This is a genomic window from Streptomyces sp. DSM 40868 (genome assembly GCF_011820545.1).
GTDB classification, from domain to species: domain Bacteria; phylum Actinomycetota; class Actinomycetes; order Streptomycetales; family Streptomycetaceae; genus Streptomyces; species Streptomyces eurythermus.
In genome coordinates, this window is record NZ_CP050504.1 from 8,620,253 (window position 1) to 8,638,517 (window position 18,265).

Genomic DNA, 18,265 nt, shown 5'->3' on the forward strand with positions numbered 1-18,265 from the left:
TGGTCCGCCGCCGCGATGTTCTGCCATATCGCCGCCGATCTCGCGCCCCGGGCCGCCGAGTTGAGCGGGGGGCTCGCCGTGCTCCTGGACGTCGATGAGCACACCGGCGGCTTCGGCGGTGCCCGCGCCTACCTTGCCGACCCGCGCGCGGCCCGCCCTGCCGGGGTGATGATCGGCTACCCCGGACTGGACGAAATCGTGGTCGGCGGACGGGGCCTGTGGCGGGCCGCGATCACGGTGCACGCCCCTGCCGGGCACTCCGGTTCCAGCAAGACCGTCATCGGCGCCATTTCCCGCGCCGCCCACCTTGTACGGCTCCTGGACACCACCGGCCTGCCCGGCGTGGATGACGGCTCGCAGTTCCCGCTGCCGCCGAGGCTGTCGGTCACCGCCTTCCAGGGCGGACAGGGCTTCTCGGTCGTGCCCGATCGGGTCGACATCAACGTGGACGTCCGGACCACCCCCGGCTTCGACGCACACGACGCTGAAACCCTCATCCGCAAGGCCGTCGCCGAGCTCGACGCAAAACTGCCCGCCCCGGCGCCCACCGAGGTCACCCCGGTCGCGGTGTGGCCGCCGTTCCGCCTCACAGAGGACGAGCAGCCCGCCGCAGCCCTCCTCGGCGCCGCCGCCGCACAGGGACTCACCGTGCGGGCGAAGACCGCGGGCCCGTCCAACATCGGCAACCTGCTCGCCGGGGAAGGGATCGCCGCCACCGCCGGCTTCGGTGTGCCCTACGAGGGTCTGCACGGCAGCGACGAGCGCGCCCACCTCGGTGAACTCCCCACGGTGTACGCCGTCTACCAGCGGGCCGTCCTCGGCCTCCTCGCCGGCTGACGTCCCAGACGCGTCCCAACTTCCGCCCAGATCCGCTCCCAGCGCAGGGCCCGACCGGCAGCTCGGCCTTCGCCTCGTCGAGCAGGTGCCGGTACTCGTCAGGGTGCGCGTCAAGCAGGCGCCGCACCGCAGTGTCCTCCGCCTCCAACACGCTCGGCTTCCATCTCGCCCTACCTCCACCGTACGCCCGCACCCGCAGGTCAGGACTCGGTGCGGCGCGATGCTCCGCCCCGGGAGCGGAAGGTTGCCCCGGCGTCTTCGAGCAGGCGATGCACACCGCCGTAGGAGCGGCCCGTCTCCTGGGCCAGCGCCCGGATGCTTGCGCCCGAGTCGTACCTCTTCTTCAGGTCCTGGGCGAGCTTGTCGCGGTCCGGGCCGGGCGTGAGCCGGCGAGCCGGCGTCTTGTTCGGCATGAGCGGATACCTCCTGGCATGCGACGGACGCTGCCATGATCGCGCGAGATGGTAGCGATGGCCAGCGGTCGGCGAAGCCCAGACGAGGACGGACACGACCGCAACTGCACCGTCGCCCGTCACCAGGCTGCCGGAGCCCAACCCGCGGCCGGTCACCCCACAGGCCCTGATGACGTGCCTACGCCCGGCCCGGACCGCCGAACGGTAGGAGAGGGCGGTGTCAATGCCAGAGCTGACAACGACCGAGCGCCAACTCCGTGACTCTCTGTCGCAAATCACCCAGCGCAGCGTCGATACGATCCCCAGTAACGGGCAACTGGAGCAGGACCTCCAGATCGACAGCCTGGCTCTGGCCGAGCTCGTGACCGACCTGGAAGCACGGCTGTCCGTCATCACCCCGGGCGAGGAGACCGGCCGGCTGCGCACCGTCGAAGAGTGCGCCCGCTCCTCGCCCGCCGCACAGCGAGCAGAACGGACGTTCGGCATGAGCATGCGCCAGATCACCCCGAAACAGCGTGGGTTCCTCATCGTGAACTCCCACCCCGAGGGCGCCGCGGCCACCGTGCGCCGTACCTGGCAGCAGATCCCCGCACAGGTCGGCGGACGCCGGCCGGTCGCGCTCATTCTGGGCCACTCCGCCGGGTACGGGCTGGCCACGCTTCTGGCCGGTCTGCGACAGCACGGCATCAGGGGAGTGGGCGTCGCCTTCGAGAGCGCGGACACCGGGCGGCGGACCGCTTCGGCCGGCTGGTACCGCACCGCGGCCGCTGACAGCCTCACCCGGCAGGCAGGCGGCGACTTCACCTTCCTCAACGCCGACGCGTTCTCCGAGGACGGCAAGAAGCAGGTCCTGGACCTGGTCGAGCAGCGCTACGGGCCCGTCGACTACCTGATCTACAGCCTCGCCGCTCCCCGCCGCACCGACCCCGTCACCGGTACCGTGCACCACTCGGTGATCAAACCGCTCGGGGACTGCTATGAGGCCCCGGCCCTGGACTTCACCGGCTCCGAGCCCGCGGTGTCCAGGATCCGGCTGGAGCCCGGCACCGAGGAAGAGAAGCAGGCCACCATCGCGGTCATGGGCGGCACGGACTGGTCGCTGTGGGTCACCGCGCTGGCCGGACGCCGCCTCCTGGCCCCCGGGTTCACCACCATCGCCCTCACCTACGTCGGCTCCGAGGTCACCGCGCCCGTCTACCGCGCGGGCACCATCGGCGCCGCCAAAAAGCACCTGGAGACCATCGCCCGCAACCTGGCCGCCTCGCCCGCACTGACCGCGGCAGGCGGCCGGGCCTTCACCGTGGTGGCCGGCGCCGCGGTGACCCAGGCATCCAGCGCGATCCCGTCGATCGCCCTGTACACCGCCTTCCTGCGCACGATCCTCGGCGAGGACGCCTTCCGCAGCCCCGCCGACCAGGCGATCGAACTGTGGGACCAGCTCGAGGGCCGTACGCCACTGACACTGGACGACGAGGGCCGCATCCGCCTGGACGGCTGGGAACTCGACGACACCGTACAGAAGCGGGTACGACAGCTGTGGTCGGACCCCGGACACGGACTGAACCAGGCACGAGCCGGGGCCGACTGGTTCATGGCCCAGGTCCGTGAACTCTACGGATGGGGCGTCACCGACGTCGACTACACCCAACCGGTCGAGACCGACATCGCCTGGCCCTCCCCGCGATAACCGCAGACGGCGCCCCGACGGGCAAGCAGCCGCGCGACCGCGTTCGCCCCGTCCGCCAGGCCGGCATCGGCAAGAACCCCACCGTGAGCAGCCCATCCAGACGGGCGGACACCGCGGCGGCCGCCCGGGATGCAGCCAGGAGCGGGCCCTTCCCGGGCTCCGCCCCGGCGATGGGGCAGCGATCTGCACCACCTGCGCCGGCTTCTCCCAGACCTTCGACTGCTCACGCTGCGGCTTCGAGGGCAAGCTCCTGCACGGGCGGCTCTGCGAACGTTGCACGCTCACCGACCGCCTCACCGCGCTCCTGGACGACGGCACCGGCCGCATCCGTCCCGCGCTGGTCCCGCTGTTCGACCTGCTGGTGGCAATGGACAAGCCCAGGAGCGGGGCGGCCTGGCTGGAGATGCGCCGCGGCCAGCCGGGAAACGCCTCACAACTGCTGCATCGGCTCGGCCTCGGCGAGATCCCCCTGACCCACGACGCCTTCCACGAGCTCCAGCCCTGGCGGGCCGCCGCCCACCTCGAAGAACTCCTGACGACGTGCGGAGTCCTTCCCGCGGCCGACAAGTACCTCTGCTCCTTCCAGCGCTGGCTTCCCGGGCATCTGGCCGGCATCGCCGACCCCGAGCACACCAAGACGATCAAGCTCTACGCAACCTGGCGCGTTCTCCCCCGGCTGCGGGCCCGCGCCGAGCGGAGCCACATCACACCGAGCATCCGACAGTTCGCCGCCGAACAGATCAAGTACGCGACCGCCTTCCTGCACTGGCTCGGCAAGCGGAACACCAACCTCGCATCCTGCGGCCAGCTCGATATCGACGCGTGGTGGGCCGAGAACACCGAACACGGCCGCACCTGCTTGCGAGCCTTCCTCAACTGGGCCATGCAGACCCGCCGCTGCCCAGGCTTCCTCTCCATCTCGGCCATGAAGGTCTCCCGGCGGGACGCACTGAGCGACGACGAGCGCCTCGACGCCCTCGGCCGACTGCTGACCGACACGGAGACACCGACGCGGCTCCGAGTCGCCGGAATCATCGTGCTCCTCTACGCGCAGCCCGTGAGCCGCATCGTCCGACTCACCCTCGACGACGTCATCCGCGACGGCGACACCGTGCTGTTACGGCTCGGGGAGTCACCCTCACCGATCCCCGCGCCGGTCACTGACCTGCTTCTGGAACACATCGCACACCGCGACAACATGAACACCGCGACCAACCCGACGTCCCGCTGGCTCTTCCCCGGCCGCAGGGCCGGCCAGCCAGCCCGCCCCGATCACCTGTCCGCGCTGCTGAACGAGATCGGGGTCCCGGCCGCAGCTGCCCGCGGCGCCGCCATCCGCCAGCAGCTCCTCGACATGCCCGCCCCCGTGGTCGCGGACGCGCTCGGCTACCACCACAAGACCACCACCCGGCTCCGCAACGAGACTGGCGGCACATGGAGCCGATACGCCTCCGGAGATCACGCACGATCACCAGCGGGCTGAGTCCCTTGGGGAGCCGACAACGGTTGACACGAGAGCCCACCAATAGCCGGAACGCCGACTCCGTCGAGTTCAGCCGTCGCGTCCGCTGGCCGGTCAGCGGACGACGAATCCTGTGGTGACACTGGGTGCGGTCAGGAATCGGTAGCGCGCTCACTGCCCATGTCGGCGAGGTGATCCTCAAGCCCATTCAGAGTCCTGACCAGGTGCGGCATCGCCACAGCGGGGAAGAACGACGGCTTGTCGATCTCCGGGTTAGACCATTCCTCGATCCCCTGATCCACCATCCTCAGTCCCTTGTTCATGCTGTCCACCCAGTTGATGAGGTCAGGGCACAGCACGCGCACACGGGTTCCGTCCTGCTCCACGACGCGGCCCAGTTGGGCCAGCCTCTCGCGGTCCCACCGGGGAACCAGCAAGCTGGATTCCCATTGCAGGTGAGCCGCCTCCGCGAACTCCCAGCCCGACTGAAGGAAGGCAATGATGGCCTCGTTCACCTTCTCGGTGGGGTCGTCGCCGTGACCTGCTCCCTGTGTCACGTGTACTTGCACGGTGGTGATGTCACCGCTGTGCATGCCGCTAATTGACACGCCTCCGGGTCCGGAAGTGGCCGCCCCCGTGTCCCGGACCTCGACACGCCGCCGTCGTTCCACCACGTCGAACCTCCTACCGGTGTCACTTCTCGCTGTATCCGCTGATGGCGTTGCCTTCTCCCGTAGCTTCGGCAGAACCGGTCCGCTCAACAGTGACGGTGCCCGAGGACTTCTTTCCCTGGAATCCGCTGACCGCGTCGCCCGGCCCTGTTGTCCTCGCGGAGCTGGTGTCACGTACGGCAATGCCGCCTTGGCCAGCTCCAGGGAGTGCTGCCCAGATCCCGATGCCTACCGCCGCCACGCCTGCAAGCGCGGAGGCCACCGTTGCGATCCGGCTCGCTGTCTCCCACTGCGATACGGCGAACAACCACCCCAAGATGGCGACCACCGCGCACGTCACGATTGCCACCACACGCCTAATCGTCATCCCATCATCATCGCCCAATCTGGTGCGCGACGTGGCGCTTCGGGCGACCTACCGGGGCTGACGGACGGCCTCGTTGGCTACGTGGCGTGGGCCAGACACAGCGGTGGGCAGCGGCCTCGGCAACCACACCGGGTGACCAGCAGGACGGACTCCCGGAGGAACTGACGACAGTTGAATACGCGAGCCCACCAGTACCGAGGCCGTCGACACCGTCGGAGATCGTCTCGCCCGCCGCGACGATGTGCGAGACGTCAGCCTCGGCGAGAGAGCTGCGTGCAGCTCGTGGACGGCCGTCAAAACGGGGGTGAGGTACTCGAACTCGTCTCCTGCATCAACGTGCGACAAACCAGGCTGCATATCGGCCTCCGTCCCGCTACTCCGTTGCGCCGGCCCGTGTGGTGGGCATGGGGACGGGCGGTGGCGACAAGCCGGCTTCGAGCTTGATCTTGGCAAGGTACCGACGTTCTTCGTCCCGGTCATCGGCGGCTTACTGATCGTTTCAGAATGAGTTCCTGGCCCTGCGCATCGACGGCCTGCGCACGTACCGGCGCTTGCTGCTTGGCCATCTTGCCGGAGACGTCGACCCGGACGGCCTTTGCCTGCTTCTTCAAGCCCGGCTGAGCCTGGAGGTCTGCGAGTTCCTGGCCGACGCCGACTGCGTGGTGCTGCCCGGCCAGTAACGCGAGCACCTCGACCCGGACCGGTTGATCGGCCGACTCCTCCACTGGCCGGCGTCAGCACGGCCTGGCCGACGGGGCCCGGTATGGAAACCGGGCTCGCGCCTGCCCAGTGCCATCCGCCGACGTGGGGTCCCGGGCGCCGATGATCGCGCCGAGTCGTTGTCGTACCCCTGTGCGATGCTCCTGGGATGCTGAATGTGGAGATGCTGCGGCCGCTGGTTGAGGCCGCTTGGGGCCGGGACACATGCGACCCAGCGGGCAGGGACGAGTGGCGGCCGGAGAACCCGTCCTGGAGCCAGTGCGGAGTGACGGCGCTGGTGGTCCAGGATCTGCTGGGCGGGGACCTGATCCATGGCGAGGTGCACATGAACGGCGCCAAGGCGTGGAACCACTACTGGAACCGGTTGTCTGACGGTACCGAGGTCGACCTCACGGCCGATCAGTTCCGCGTCCTCAACGGCGCCAGCGTTGTCAACGGCCAGGTGGTGCATCGGCCGCCAGAGGGACCGCGGCGGTGCCGCGAGGAGTATGAGTTGCTGCGCGAGCGGGTGCTGGTTGCTTTGTCAGCGGAACGCGCCGAGTGAGTCAGTCTCGTCCGGCAGCGTCCTTGCCACGAGGTCGCGCCGCTACAGCTTCCGGGACCCGCCCAGCCGCCGAGAAAGCAGGCAAGGGCCAGGCCGCGACGCTGGCCTAACTGATCGTTCGAGAATGAGCTGGCATAGGTCTTGCCCTCCGCGAACTTGGTCGGCAGGGTGTCGGGATGCGTGCTGATCTTGTTCCTGACGACCTGTGGGAGCGGGTGGCTCCGCTGCTGCCGCCCGCTCCCGCACGGCGCCTTCGCTGTCCCGGGCGGCTGCGCGTTCCGGACCGGGCGGCGCTGGCCGGCATCATGTACGTGCTGCGGACCGGTGTCGCCTGGCGTGACGTTCCCTCCGAGGCCGTGGGCTGTTCCGGAGTCACGGCCTGGCGCCGGCTGCGAGACTGGACCGAGGCCGGCGTCTGGCCCCGCCTGCACGCCGCGCTGCTGACCGAACTGCGCCGCGCGGACCTGCTGGACCTGGACGACTGCGCCGTGGACGGTTCGCACGTCCGGGCTCTCAAAGGGGGGACCATGTCGGCCCCTCGCCCGTCGACCGTGCCCGGCCTGGCTCCAAGCACCATGTGATCGTGGACCGTTGTGGCACCCCGCTCGCTATGACGCTCACCGGAGGCAATCGCCACGACGTCACCCAACTGCTGCCTCTGCTGGACGCGATACCGCCGATTCGAGGACTGAGAGGACGCCCGCGGTGCAGGCCCCGGCGGCTGTTCGCTGACCGGGGCTACGACTTCGACAAGTACCGCCGCCTGCTGTGGAAGCGCGGCATCAAACCCCTGATCGCCCGACGAGGCGTCGCCCACGGTTCTGGACTCGGCAAGGTGCGTTGGGCCGTAGAGCGCGCCTTCGCCTGGCTCCACCAGTTCAAGCGCCTCCGCACCCGCTACGAGCGACGCGCGGATCTCCACCAGGGACTACTCGACCTCGCCTGCAGCATCATCTGCCTTCGACGCCTTCGAAAGTCATTCTGAAACGATCAGTTAGAGGGCGCGGTCGCGCACCCAGCAGGCCACGTTCGTGACGCCGTCCCGGGATGCTTCGACGCGCAGGCGTCTGAGCTGGTCGGCGGTGAAGGCGACGGTCAGGTCGACCACGGCTTGCGCAACGACCGGCCGACCGCGCCTGTTACGACAGTAGGAAGCCAGTCAGGGCGGCGTACTGCTCGGGGCTGATGGCCCCCTGGACGGTGGCGGCTCCCCCGGCGTGGTGGAGGACGTCCTGCATGGTGTGCAGGGAGGCCTCCTTGACGGCGTCGTAGATGTGATCCCAGGTGACGAGTTCGTCCACGGACACGGTGGCGATACCGATCGTGGGGGGCGGGCCGGAGCGTGCCGACCGCCACCAGGTGACCTCGCAGGCGTTGCCCTGTTGGCGTCGACCTCGGCAATGGCCTCCACCGCGCTCTTTACCGCTTCCTTCGCTGCGTCCCAGAGGGCGTTGCCCGCGTCGTCGTAGGCGTCGTCGGCCGGGGCCGCGTCCATGGCGGCCATGACCGCCTGTGCCCACACCTCCCGCTTGTCCATGAGCAGGTCCCGGGCGTCCAGGACGATGTCGACCATGTCCTCGGGGCTGAGCGAGCGTACGCGGGCGAGCAGGGCGTCAAGGGGCGTCACGGCGGGGGTCCTTCCGGAGAATGGCGTGAGGGTGCGCAGGCGCGCGAGGTGGAGCCATCCCCGCGAAGGCGGGGCCAAGGGTGTGGCTGGCTGGGGCGGGCCGACCGCATGACCCCGGCCGCCGCGCTCTTTACCGCCTCGTGCCGCACCTGCGGCGAACCATACGACAAGCCGCGGCGCCGCCGCACGGCGTGGAGCACGGCGCGGGCCCGAGGGGCTATTGGCGGGCCAGTCAGTCGTCGATGTCGGCCTGGTCCCACAGGGGGGTGCGCTCCACCCTGTTCACCGGGCGCGGCGCCTGGTCCCGCGCGACGTAGGAGCGCCATGTGGAGTCGGCGACCGGCCGCCCGCGCTCGCGCAGGTACGTCAGCACCATGGCGAGCGTCATGCGTCGGTCGGCGGCGCCGGCCTCGACCGAGGCCACGGGGGTGTCGGGGCGGTAGCCGAGGATGTGCCAGTCCGACGAAATCTTCCGTGCCTCCCGTTCCAGGTACTCCACGGGCGGCATCAGCGAGTTGTCCGGGTAGGACGCCCATCCGCGCCACGGGCGCCGCTCCGGGAGCGCGGCCTCGGCCTCGGTGTACCACATGGGCCAGTCCGGCTGGCAGTCCCGGATCGGCGTCTCGTGCTCCATCCAGATGTCACTGCGCGAGCGCAGCGGATGCTGCGCGATGGCCTCGGCGAGCGCGCCCGGGGGGAGAGGACGTCCAGGTCCACGGCGAGGCCGCCTCTGCCGACGGGGACGACGAGGGTGCGGCATGGCGAGGTTTCAAACCCGGGGCCGACTGCCAGGCTGAGCGGGTCCGGCCCGCGAGCTGATAGGGAGCTCCACCGTGTCCGTCGCGTTCCGCATCCGGTGCTGCCTGTGCGCCAAGAACATCCCGCTCGCCGGGGACATCGTCGCCCTCGATGGCGAGTGGCAACGCCGCTACCCGGACATGCGCGGCATCCTTGCCTGCGAGCGGTGCGTCATCGACTACGGCTGGAACTGCTGCACCACCGCCGCGGGCGGCTTCGTCGACGGGCACGTCGCCGCGCCGGAGGGGGAAGTCGATGTCGACTCCTGGAGCCATCACCTCGGGCGCGGCACCCACCGCGCCCTGGTGCAGGTACACCCCCAATCCGGCCTCCTTCAGGGAGCCAAGGCGTACCTGCGCAGCATCGCGGCCCGCGATACCGACTCCGAGTACGTGGGCATGCTGCGCACGGTCATCCAGGAGTGGGACGAGCAGCGGCGCCAGCAGCAACTGGACCAGCCCGCCGACCGTGCCGCGCCGGTCGGCCAGCGGCCTGACGGAAGGTGGCCACCGGTCGCCGATGGCTGGGCACAATCGGGGTAGCTCGTACGGGCGATCCGCTTCCCCAGCCACCGTGTTCTGCCCTTCACGGCCCGAACCAGGGGGTACATGTGGGCTGTGCACCGTGAACCCAACGCCGTCCTGATGGAGACCTTCGCCGAGACTTTCGGTGAGCGTCCCGGCGACTGGCCTGACGGCGTCCTGCTGTCCGTTCCCTACTTCGGCATCCTCCTGGCGTGCCTGGGGGACGAGAACATGGATGAGGACTAGGCGGTCGACTTCCTGCGCCGCGCAGAGGCGGCCCTCCTGGACGACACCCCATCGCTCTTTGCGCCGACGGCGTACAGCGATCGGCTCGCAGCGAACCTGCCGTCCTGGTGGTCCGCGCACTGCGACCGCTCTCCCCGCCGGCTGTCGGCATGGATCGCGTTGACGGGAGCTCACCGGCTGCTGAACGGCGACGAACGAAACGTCTTCCGCTTGTGCATTGCGGCAGCGCTCAGCGCGCGCGAACTCATCGAGGAGCGCCAAACCCGCGTCAACGTACAGACATTCTCCGAACGGTTGGCCCAGGTGAGTGCGACCGGCAGGTAAGGCTGCGGCAAATCCCAGCGTGGTTGATCACGCCACCTCACCGGCCACCTGCCGGGGCTAGACATCGAGGGCACGATGGCCCCGGCGCGGGCCCGGCGCAGCGCGGCGGTAGCCGGCTGACGGAACGGGACGTGGCGCGGGCGCGGCCGGGGCGGGCGGAGGCGAGGTCGGATCGGCGGCCACCGTGGCGGGGCCGGCCTTTCCGGGGGCGGGCGGCAGGGCGCGCACGTTCGCACCGGGCGCCTTCTCGTTGGCGGCCGCGACCAGCTTCGGCGCGATCCAGCGCACCTTCGTGCCGTACACCGGAGCGTCGGGGGCGACGTCCAGGCGGCCGACGTCCGCATCGAACTTCACCGCCTGGACGTGCCCGGCGAGTTCGGGCGCGGCCGCGGCACGGATGGTCTCCCACTGGGCCAGGACGCTGCCGCCGGCGGTTGGGACGACCAGGCCGCGCTCGGTCATCATCATCCTGATCGCCGCGCCCAGCGGAAGCGGCTCACGGCCGTCACGGCGTACGACCGTGCCAGTGCGCCGCTGCGGTTTTGCCGCACGGGTGCCGCCGTTCTTCTTCGCCGCCTCCCGGGCTGCGGCCAGGGCCTGGCGCGCGAGCATGCACGCGCGCTCCGGCCGACGGCCTTCAGCCCCACGGCCTTCACCGGAACAGCCGCAAGAGCTGGTGAGGAACGACGGGGGTAACCACAGAAGCGTAAGAAGGCGTGAAGGTGTGCAGTATCGGCGCCGTCTGCCGAACCAGTTCCCACGCCCGCCCAGGCGCCCTGAACCCCAGTAACCACAGGGTTCACAACATCACCGGAAACCTCATGAGGCGGCGGGACGGTGGTGCCACACTCGTGGCTGGCGAGCTGCGCGGGACCGGGCGGCTACGGGGCCGGCCGGAACAACGGAGGTCTCGCCGGCGGAGCGGTGAGTTTGTGACCTCGCCGCACGGTGGTGTCTGCGGCAGGGGAGGGGGGCGGCCCGTCCGGGCAACGTGCGACGGCCACGGACGGGCTCCAGTCTGAATCGTTCCTGACCGGTCGCGCCGGCGGACGCCGACAGGCCGGAGAACCTCCCGGTGGTCACCGGAACGGCGCCCACTGCCCGCCGTCCCGGCGCTGGACCACGCTGTCGCGCCCGGGTCGATGCCCGGCCCGCCGTTCCCATCGTGCTATCCCGCCGGAGCCGTGTCGCCGTTTCCGCCGACGCGTCGCCCCGTGCCTTTCGCGCGCCCGCGCGCCGCCGCCGCCGAATACGCCGGTGCCCGTGTGGTTTCCGCCCGCGACCTCGCCGTGGTCGGCCGTGCAGGCCTACGGGCGTCCACTGCGCTGTCAGTGGCGCCGTGCAGACTGTCCCGCATGATCAACGTGCACAAGGTCGACTGGAAGGCAGGCCACCTGCCCGGCCAGGTCTGCGGAGTCCCAGGCCACCTTACGAAGATGCTCTCCGCAGATGCGGCGGTGCGGGCCGAGGGGCTGGAGAACTTCTACGCGGAGGCCCACGACCAAGGAGCTGTCGACCCGTGCACCGCAGCGAGCGTGCCCCTGCTGTTCGCCATGGCCGACAACCCGGCCACGCCCGACCGGAGCGAGATCGTCAAGCTGCTGCTCAGCATCGGACGTGAAGCACTGGACTGGGACCCTGAAGATAGCTACTTCACGGCGAACGGAGTCGAGTCGACGGCGCACGTGAACATCGTCGCCGAGATGACCGCGCGGGCGGAGGACTTCGCCCGGTACGCGGCGGACACCGACCCGCTGGTGCGCCGCCCGGCCATCGCGGCGGTCGGTCTTTTCCACGGTGACGGCCGGCGCGCCGCCCGTGTCCTGGCCGAACGCCTGCCGGCCGCGGAGGACATCGTGGAGCGGTTGCTGATCGTCCGTACGATGGCCCGTCTGGCCGACCGGCTGCCGACGACCGCTCCGACCGTCACGGCCTGGCTTGACGACCTGCTCGACGGCCCCGCGCGGCCCTACGCCGACGCCCCGGTCCGGCTCTCAGCCTTCACCCACCGCTTTCAACTCGACCCGGACAAGGACGGCTTCGAGGTCGTACCCCGCGCGATCGCTCTCCTGCGGGAGATCACTGCGACCCCGGTCTCCGGGAAGCCATGCGACGGATGCCGCTGGTGCGAGGCGTCGAGCCACGTCCGCGGCCGGGACGTCGCTCCCGCGGTTCGCCCCGTTCACCTGGCCGCCGACTTCTTCGACCCCGAGCACCCCTGGGAGGAACACTCCCCGGTCAGCAGCGTCCTGCGCACCCTGCACACCGCCCTGGGCGACCGGATCGCCGAACGCGCCGACCTCCTCGTCGCACAACTGACGAGTCCCGATGCAGCCACCCGGTACGACGCCATCGCCATGGCAGAGGACCTCCCTGGCCCCCTGCCCCGCCCCGTCCTGGACCGCCTCCTCGCCCTGCTCCCGGACGACTGGGCCGCAGCCCGCATGATCAAACGCGGGTTCAGCGCATGGACGGGGGCCGGTTCACGGTCACGCCCGAGGACACCGCACTGCTCCTCGACACCCTCGCCGACCACATGGCCACCCTGCGCACCACACACGGCCCCGACGTCTGGGCCAGCGACAACCCTTTGGTGCGCAGCGCCTACCAAGAGGCGGTCATGACCCTGGCCGACCACCGCGACCCCCGCGCCCTGCCCGACCTGATCCGCTCCCTGGAAACCCGCGTGGACGACTGGCGGGCCCTCTACGGCGTCGGCGGCTACCCGCAGGCCGCCGACCGACTCGTCCCCCTCCTGGCCGACGGCCTGCACCGCATCGACCCCCACCGCCCGGACGCCCCCATCCCCGCCGGCCTCTACCTGTCCCGCCTCGCCCACCTGAAAGACCCCATCGCCATACCCGTCATCACCGACACCCTCACCTGGGCAAGCCGGCACCAGAGCTGGACCGTGGTCACCTCAGCCCTCAACGCCCTCGCCACCTTCGGACCCGCCGCTCAAGCCGCACACGCCCAGATCCGCCCCCTGACCAACGCGCCCGACAACAGTGTGCGCGCCGCCGCCCAGGCCTCACTCGACGCGCTCACCGGCGACAAGGACACCGTGCCCGCCCAATCGACGCCCGGGCACGGCCTCGGGCAGCACCCGCCCTACTGAGTCGGACGCGCGATCGACGGCGCACCGGGCGAGCCCGGCGCCGCTGCGGCAATGACCCGGACGAGCCAGAACCAAGTCCAGCAGGCACCGCTCGTGCACTGAGCCCCTGCCAACCTGAAAATCCCAGGTCAGCAGGGGCTGGTGTGACTGCGCTCCGGGGTGCTTGTGCTGGTCGTGGGCGGCAGTCTGCGCCGTAGATCGTCCGTCAGCACGGCCGGTGCCTGGGGCGAAATGTGCTCGACGGGATCGTCTCGTGCCAGGGATCATGTGTGGGTGTCGCCGATCAAAGCAGCAGCCGATGACCTGCAGGATCTCGCCGTTCTTTGGAGTATCGGCGAGGCCCGCGCGCAGGATGTCGTTGAGGTCGCCTGCGCAGCACTCGTTGCCGGACTCGACAGCCCCACACTTCGCGTTCTGGCCGGATGCACACGCGCCGAGGCGGAGTACGACGTGCCCGACTTGCTTCCCGTCGTACTCGATGAGCTGGGCCTTGTGTTCTACCCGCGCGACAGCGAGGCCGGGCGGGAAGCCGCCGCGCGGGCGCTCGCGCACCAGTTGCTGGCGGGCAGGCTGACGCCGCGAGAGCTTGCTCTGCGTATCCACCAGCGGTTTGGTCATCAACTGCCCCTGGCCGAGCGTCTTGCCGAGCTTGATGACGAATACGACATCGTCGAGTACGGGGACAGAACGTTGGCCCAGCTCGATGCCGAGGTCACGGCCGAAGCCCAGTGTCTGGCGCATGACCGGCCCGACCACAACCGGCTTCCGTAGCGATCGATCTCTGCGCAAGCGGTCGGCAGCACAAGCTGTGCTGAACCCTCCGGTTCTCGTTCGCTGCGGTTCGGCGGCGCTCTACGATCCGTTGCATGCTCGGATCCCGAGTTGCTGGAACGGATCACCGCGCGGCGCGTGGAACTCGATGAACTCGAAGAACAGCTGAACAAACAGCTGGCGGAGGTCCGGGCCGAGCACGACGAACTCGCGGCCGCCGAACGGGTCCTGGAGCGGATGAGCGAGCAGCTCGCCGAGGAGCGGGCCGCGCTCGCCCCGATGCCTGGGCAGGTGGGTGGCCGGGCGGTGATGATGATCCCGCACCGCGCGCCGGACGTGGAGGAGACCATGCTCCCGCCGGACTACCAGCGCATTCTCTCCGTCGTGCGGCAGGCCGCCGGTCCGGTCATGGCCCGTGAGGTCGGCGACGTGGGAGTGGACGTCAGCGTGCGGAGCAGGCTGGAGCCGCTGCGCGGGAAACTGGTCAGACTGGTCGACCGCGGCTGACTGCGGAAACAGCCCGACGGCAGGTTCACCACCCGGCTGTGACCCGGGCAGTCGCGCCAGGCGGTGCTGAGCGGGCGTAACCGGGGTGCCCCCGACGGCCGTTGGAAATTGTGTGACGAACAAAGAGCACGCCAAGGACACCTGCCCGCTTGTCTATCAGTGCCGTCTGCCGCTGTCCACGCGCACCGTCAACCACCTCGCCGACCTGCTGCGGCGCCATCTGAAATCCGGTCCCGGTGGCGGCTTCCTGCCGCCCGGGAAGATCGCGGTGATCGTCCTGGCCGTACTGCGCCACGACCAGCGCCTGGCCGACCTGGCTGGCGGCAACGACGTATCCGATTCCACCGTCCGTCGCTGGCGCGACGAGGTGATCGCCCTGCTCGCTGCCCAGGCCCCGCGCCTGGACCGCGCGTTGAAGAAGATCGCCCGTCAGGGTGGGGAGGTCGTCCTGATTGACGGCACCTTCGTCCACACCCGGCGCCGCACCGGGAAAGCCGACCGCAAGAACTACTCCGGCAAGCACCGCCATCACGGTCTGCACTTCCTCGCCCTAACCGACGAGAGGGGCCGCCTGATCTGGATTTCCGCCGCCCGGCCTGGCCGCACCCACGACAACACCGCCGCCCGCCACGACCACATCCTGGTCCACTTACGCGCCGCCGGCCTCGGGGCGCTGGCGGACCTCGGCTGAAGGAGGCCAACCGCGTACTCGCCGTCGGACGCGCGCCGGTCGAGCACGGCTTCGCCCACCTCAAGAACTGGCGGATCCTCGCAAAGCTCGAACCGCTGACGGACGATCTACTGCACAGGCTGCCGCCCACGACCAGCACGAGCACCCCGGAACACGGCCACACCAGCCCTGCTGACCTGGGATTTTCAGGTTGGTGGAGGCTCACTGCGGCCGCAACTTGACCCACCGCGCCCGCTGCGTCAACCTCGCCTGCCGCCACGCCTGGGTGCACACCGTCCGCAGCCGGGCCGAGCACCCAGGTGCGGTGTTCTCGCTGAGGGGAGTGCACCGGGAGCACGACGACGGTGATGTCGGACCCGAAGATCTCGTCGGGTGACGGCGCGGTGTGCTCGGTACACCAGCCGTCACCCGCCCTTGCCCGTGCGGCGGCGCGTGCCCCCTGATGGGCGGACGCCTGCATTGGGCGCACCGCACGTCCTAACGACCGCACCTCATGTACCTCACGTCAATCAGCGTGGTCATCAGCCGGACAACATGCCGCTCAGTACGGGGGCCCAGGGCCTCCTGCGCGACGACTGGCCGATGGCGGTCAGCCCGGTACCGCAACACCACATGGTGCTGCCAGAGATCGATCCCGAGACGCTGGAGTCCGTAGGCCAGATTGTGCGGATCCTCCTGCGGGGGTGGTACCAGAGTGAGCTCGAGGACGGAAGGCGGCCGCGGCCTCTACCTGCTGTCCTGGCGCGTCAACGAACTGGACAGCCAGCCCCTCCTACACGGAAAGCGGATCTGGTTCCGCACCAGCACCACCACCCAGGGGAAGGGGCGAAGCCCGCCATGCGCGCAAGGTCCCTGAACCCGTTCAACTTTCCCGGGAAGTGGTGCCGTTCGACCGCCCTCGCGGTTCCATGATCTCCTGTCGCGAGACCTGACCTCAGGGCCTCCTACCCTGTACCGGCCCGCAGGACGCCGGGGCGCAGGGCCGCAGACGATGCGGCCCATTCCGATTCCAACGAAAGCACGAGGTGTTCCCGTGCCCGAGAAGGTCACCAAAGACAAGGTGCTCTGCTACGTCGTATGCGAGGACAAGCTGCTGGTCTTCCGACACACCGACTACAGCCACGAGGAAGTCGGCATCCAGGTCCCGGCCGGCAGCATCCGCGCCGGCGAGACGCCGGAGGCGGCGGCGCTGCGAGAGGCCGGGGAGGAGACCGGCCTGAAGGGCTTCAAGGTCGTGCGCAAGCTCGGTGAGACCGAGTACGACATCAGCCCCTACCGGTTCGAGATCCAGCACCGGCACGTCTTCCACCTGGAGCTGACCGAGCCCACGCCGGATCGGTGGGCCAGCCAGGAGGACCACGACGGCGAGCAGGAGCCCACCCACTTCGAGTGCTTCTGGATCCCGCTCGAGGCCGCCCACGTCCTCCAGTCCGGCCAGGGCGCCCTGCTGGGACGCCTGTACGACTGATCCCCGCCCGGTCACGACCACCGCAGGAGGCAGCCGATGTCCGCACCACCGAAGAGCACGCCCCGATCGCGATCGAGCATCTGGACCGCGGTTTGGACGCCGAGGACACCGCCAGCGCCATCGCACGCCGTCGAGGCGCTGCCCGCACCCGACCGACCGGCCGAGGACGCGCAGCTGCGCCGGGCCCTGGCCGAAGACAGCGGGGTGGACCTCGCTCATGTGCCGGCGGCGGGATGCCCCTGCTACAGCGGCTGGTGGCTGCGGGGCTTCGGCCGGGCCGCTTGTGGTTCAGGAGGCCGTCGAGCGGGCGGGCCGGGTGCGTTGCCCCGGCTGCGCGTACGCGGGTCAGGCCTGCACGGACACCGTGATGAGGATGAGACCCGAGGCTCCCGTCACGGCCCGGATCGAGTCCGTGAATGCCTCCGTCGTCCACGCGGCCACGTCCGTGGACCACTCGCGTACGTCACAGCGGAAGACGAGCGCCCGGCGCAAGCCCTCGGCCTGCACTACGCCGGCCAGGGGACGGGCGAGCCCCGGGGCCGCCGTCTCGGCGGGCTTGAGCGGCACAACCGTCATGTGCTGGTAGGTGCGTCGAGTACTGCCTCGCGGATCTCGGCGGACCGGGAGGTGAGGTTCACCGACGGCAGGGCGGAAACGGTGACCGTCAGACGGGCAGCACCGCAGAGGTCGGCGAGCGCGAACCAGTCGGCGATTTCGGCGAGTTCGATGCGTGCGCTTGCCACCCGGTGTAGGGGGACGAGGGCATGTGTGCCGGTGAGGCGGAAAGCGTCGACACGGTGCAGTGCGTCTGAAGAGACTGGACCTCCCGGCAAGCGAACGGCGCCCATTGCGATGCGAGCGCTTTCATAGGGCGATGCTTCGAATGCCGGGCGTCGGAATCGCTCACGGCAGACGAAGAAAACGCCAGAAGGACTGGAAGTCGGTTGAGAACGATGTCAAGGTACAACACCCCGCCTCATCGCGGCGTAGAATGGCGCACCGATTCGTGTAATACCCAGGAGGTGATCTGTTGACGGGGAACGATCACCAGGTTTCAACCGGCCATCGCTCGCCCCGAATCGATCAGGCCGTCCGTGGCAGCACGGGATCTGGGTGTCGAACGGTCAGTCGTTCCGCGGCAAGTGTAAGCGCGGGGTCCAAGAAGAAGCTCGACCTCACTCCTCTACGGGTCAGGGAATGTCCCTACCGGGCTGTACCTCGGGCCCCCGAAAGACCCGGCAGAACGGCGTCCCGTCAGCCGTACCGCGAGGCAACATAGAGCATGATCGCCGGTTGGCCAAACCGGCGATCATCCGGAGTATTGATGCTGTTCGCGCCGACACTTGGCGGTGGTTTGGGCGCGGGCGGGCGCCCCTGCTGCACGACGAAGCCTGCGGACGTAGGTAGCCCCGTCCGGCCTGGCGTGAACTTGTAATTTCCCACATGGCTGGTGTGTGCGGATTCCATGACTCTCCCGTTCTTCGGCGCGA

At 69.6% G+C, this 18,265-nt stretch carries 22 protein-coding genes; 13 read left to right on the plus strand and 9 right to left on the minus strand.

The features are described from left to right. The first annotated feature begins 15 nt into the window (after positions 1–15). Complete coding sequence (locus tag HB370_RS38820) at positions 16–837, plus strand: M20/M25/M40 family metallo-hydrolase (protein ID WP_244405849.1); 822 nt, start codon at positions 16–18, stop codon at positions 835–837. Between the two features lie 200 nt (positions 838–1,037). Here the strand turns inward: HB370_RS38820 and HB370_RS42575 are convergent, their stop codons facing one another. After that, positions 1,038–1,529, minus strand: coding sequence for a helix-turn-helix domain-containing protein (locus HB370_RS42575; protein ID WP_348273515.1), 492 nt, complete (start codon positions 1,527–1,529; stop codon positions 1,038–1,040). Between HB370_RS42575 and HB370_RS38830 the strand changes: the two genes are divergently transcribed. Together HB370_RS38830 and HB370_RS38835 are read left to right on the plus strand one after the other, a co-directional pair. Further along, positions 1,474–2,937, plus strand: a complete 1,464-nt coding sequence (locus HB370_RS38830; protein WP_342450978.1) for a phosphopantetheine-binding protein — start codon at positions 1,474–1,476, stop codon at positions 2,935–2,937. The two genes, HB370_RS42575 and HB370_RS38830, sit on opposite strands and share 56 nt — an antisense overlap. Before the next feature lie 367 nt (positions 2,938–3,304). After that, positions 3,305–4,420 carry a hypothetical protein gene (locus HB370_RS38835; protein ID WP_037702141.1) on the plus strand — a complete coding sequence of 372 codons (1,116 nt, stop codon included), beginning with the start codon at positions 3,305–3,307 and terminating at the stop codon, positions 4,418–4,420. A gap of 131 nt (positions 4,421–4,551) precedes the next feature. On the opposite strand, the gene HB370_RS38840 is transcribed toward HB370_RS38835, so the two are convergent. From HB370_RS38840 to HB370_RS38850, 3 genes are all read right to left on the minus strand, one after another. Then, entirely contained in the window at positions 4,552–4,992 is a 441-nt protein-coding gene (locus HB370_RS38840) for a hypothetical protein (RefSeq protein WP_030785811.1), read from the minus strand. 100 nt (positions 4,993–5,092) lie between these two features. Then, positions 5,093–5,422, minus strand: a complete 330-nt coding sequence (locus HB370_RS38845) for a hypothetical protein (protein ID WP_157855592.1) — start codon at positions 5,420–5,422, stop codon at positions 5,093–5,095. A 491-nt stretch (positions 5,423–5,913) separates the two neighbouring features. Further along, positions 5,914–6,162: a hypothetical protein gene (locus HB370_RS38850; protein WP_030785808.1), complete on the minus strand. Its 249-nt coding sequence runs from the start codon at positions 6,160–6,162 to the stop codon at positions 5,914–5,916. A gap of 143 nt (positions 6,163–6,305) precedes the next feature. On the opposite strand from HB370_RS38850, the gene HB370_RS38855 reads away from it, so the two are divergent. Both HB370_RS38855 and HB370_RS38860 read left to right on the plus strand, forming a co-directional pair. Then, the gene (locus HB370_RS38855; RefSeq protein WP_051815834.1) at positions 6,306–6,701 is read left to right on the plus strand and encodes a hypothetical protein; all 396 of its coding nucleotides are present in this window, start codon (positions 6,306–6,308) and stop codon (positions 6,699–6,701) included. Positions 6,702–6,877: 176 nt separating this feature from the next. Beyond that, positions 6,878–7,686 (plus strand): IS5 family transposase gene (locus HB370_RS38860; protein WP_167345746.1). Its coding sequence is split into 2 segments (ribosomal slippage): positions 6,878–7,217 and positions 7,217–7,686, totalling 810 coding nucleotides; the frame shifts between segments, so codons are not numbered across the junction. Positions 7,687–7,840: 154 nt separating this feature from the next. Here the strand turns inward: HB370_RS38860 and HB370_RS38865 are convergent. Further along, a complete protein-coding gene (locus HB370_RS38865) occupies positions 7,841–8,008 on the minus strand; it encodes a hypothetical protein (protein WP_157855591.1) in 168 nt (55 codons plus the stop codon). 552 nt (positions 8,009–8,560) lie between these two features. Continuing rightward, positions 8,561–8,962 carry a hypothetical protein gene (locus tag HB370_RS38870; protein ID WP_051815832.1) on the minus strand — a complete coding sequence of 134 codons (402 nt, stop codon included), beginning with the start codon at positions 8,960–8,962 and terminating at the stop codon, positions 8,561–8,563. Positions 8,963–9,161: 199 nt separating this feature from the next. Here HB370_RS38870 and HB370_RS38875 point away from each other — a divergent pair, with 199 nt between their 5' ends. After that, positions 9,162–9,668: a hypothetical protein gene (locus HB370_RS38875; protein WP_051815830.1), complete on the plus strand. Its 507-nt coding sequence runs from the start codon at positions 9,162–9,164 to the stop codon at positions 9,666–9,668. A 75-nt stretch (positions 9,669–9,743) separates the two neighbouring features. After that, complete coding sequence (locus tag HB370_RS38880; RefSeq protein ID WP_157855590.1) at positions 9,744–9,896, plus strand: hypothetical protein; 153 nt, start codon at positions 9,744–9,746, stop codon at positions 9,894–9,896. 381 nt (positions 9,897–10,277) lie between these two features. Here HB370_RS38880 and HB370_RS38885 read toward each other — a convergent pair whose 3' ends face one another. Further along, on the minus strand, positions 10,278–10,832 hold the full coding sequence (locus HB370_RS38885; RefSeq protein ID WP_106980700.1) for a DciA family protein: 555 nt from the start codon (positions 10,830–10,832) through the stop codon (positions 10,278–10,280). Positions 10,833–11,575: 743 nt separating this feature from the next. On the opposite strand from HB370_RS38885, the gene HB370_RS38890 reads away from it, so the two are divergent. The 6 genes from HB370_RS38890 (at position 11,576) to HB370_RS38915 (ending at position 16,775) form a co-directional block, all read left to right on the plus strand. Then, positions 11,576–12,844: a hypothetical protein gene (locus HB370_RS38890; protein ID WP_157855589.1), complete on the plus strand. Its 1,269-nt coding sequence runs from the start codon at positions 11,576–11,578 to the stop codon at positions 12,842–12,844. After that, positions 12,841–13,338, plus strand: a complete 498-nt coding sequence (locus HB370_RS38895) for a hypothetical protein (protein WP_030785793.1) — start codon at positions 12,841–12,843, stop codon at positions 13,336–13,338. Before HB370_RS38890 ends, HB370_RS38895 begins: the two co-directional genes overlap by 4 nt. 273 nt (positions 13,339–13,611) lie before the next feature. Then, entirely contained in the window at positions 13,612–14,109 is a 498-nt protein-coding gene (locus tag HB370_RS38900; RefSeq protein ID WP_030785784.1) for a hypothetical protein, read from the plus strand. Between the two features lie 111 nt (positions 14,110–14,220). Continuing rightward, positions 14,221–14,616 carry a hypothetical protein gene (locus tag HB370_RS38905; RefSeq protein ID WP_037702176.1) on the plus strand — a complete coding sequence of 132 codons (396 nt, stop codon included), beginning with the start codon at positions 14,221–14,223 and terminating at the stop codon, positions 14,614–14,616. A gap of 112 nt (positions 14,617–14,728) precedes the next feature. After that, complete coding sequence (locus HB370_RS38910; protein WP_244405851.1) at positions 14,729–15,307, plus strand: transposase family protein; 579 nt, start codon at positions 14,729–14,731, stop codon at positions 15,305–15,307. A 1,033-nt stretch (positions 15,308–16,340) separates the two neighbouring features. Further along, complete coding sequence (locus HB370_RS38915) at positions 16,341–16,775, plus strand: NUDIX domain-containing protein (protein ID WP_030785782.1); 435 nt, start codon at positions 16,341–16,343, stop codon at positions 16,773–16,775. A gap of 345 nt (positions 16,776–17,120) precedes the next feature. On the opposite strand, the gene HB370_RS38920 is transcribed toward HB370_RS38915, so the two are convergent. Together HB370_RS38920 and HB370_RS42280 are read right to left on the minus strand one after the other, a co-directional pair. Next, positions 17,121–17,351 carry a hypothetical protein gene (locus HB370_RS38920; RefSeq protein WP_051815823.1) on the minus strand — a complete coding sequence of 77 codons (231 nt, stop codon included), beginning with the start codon at positions 17,349–17,351 and terminating at the stop codon, positions 17,121–17,123. Further along, positions 17,348–17,518, minus strand: a complete 171-nt coding sequence (locus tag HB370_RS42280) for a hypothetical protein (protein ID WP_244405853.1) — start codon at positions 17,516–17,518, stop codon at positions 17,348–17,350. Before HB370_RS42280 ends, HB370_RS38920 begins: the two co-directional genes overlap by 4 nt. Positions 17,519–18,265 lie beyond the last annotated feature (747 nt).

Bases quoted from the DNA above. Each gene is read 5' to 3' on its own strand.
- HB370_RS38895 (WP_030785793.1), top strand. From the start codon at position 12,841: ATGACCCTGGCCGACCACCGCGACCCCCGCGCCCTGCCCGACCTGATC.
- HB370_RS38840 (WP_030785811.1), bottom strand. From the start codon at position 4,992: ATGCACAGCGGTGACATCACCACCGTGCAAGTACACGTGACACAGGGA.
- HB370_RS38855 (WP_051815834.1), top strand. From the start codon at position 6,306: ATGCTGAATGTGGAGATGCTGCGGCCGCTGGTTGAGGCCGCTTGGGGC.
- HB370_RS38885 (WP_106980700.1), bottom strand. From the start codon at position 10,832: ATGCTCGCGCGCCAGGCCCTGGCCGCAGCCCGGGAGGCGGCGAAGAAG.
- HB370_RS38870 (WP_051815832.1), bottom strand. From the start codon at position 8,962: ATGGAGCACGAGACGCCGATCCGGGACTGCCAGCCGGACTGGCCCATG.
- HB370_RS38830 (WP_342450978.1), top strand. From the start codon at position 1,474: ATGCCAGAGCTGACAACGACCGAGCGCCAACTCCGTGACTCTCTGTCG.
- HB370_RS38920 (WP_051815823.1), bottom strand. From the start codon at position 17,351: ATGACGGTTGTGCCGCTCAAGCCCGCCGAGACGGCGGCCCCGGGGCTC.
- HB370_RS38820 (WP_244405849.1), top strand. From the start codon at position 16: ATGTTCTGCCATATCGCCGCCGATCTCGCGCCCCGGGCCGCCGAGTTG.
- HB370_RS38835 (WP_037702141.1), top strand. From the start codon at position 3,305: ATGGACAAGCCCAGGAGCGGGGCGGCCTGGCTGGAGATGCGCCGCGGC.
- HB370_RS38890 (WP_157855589.1), top strand. From the start codon at position 11,576: ATGATCAACGTGCACAAGGTCGACTGGAAGGCAGGCCACCTGCCCGGC.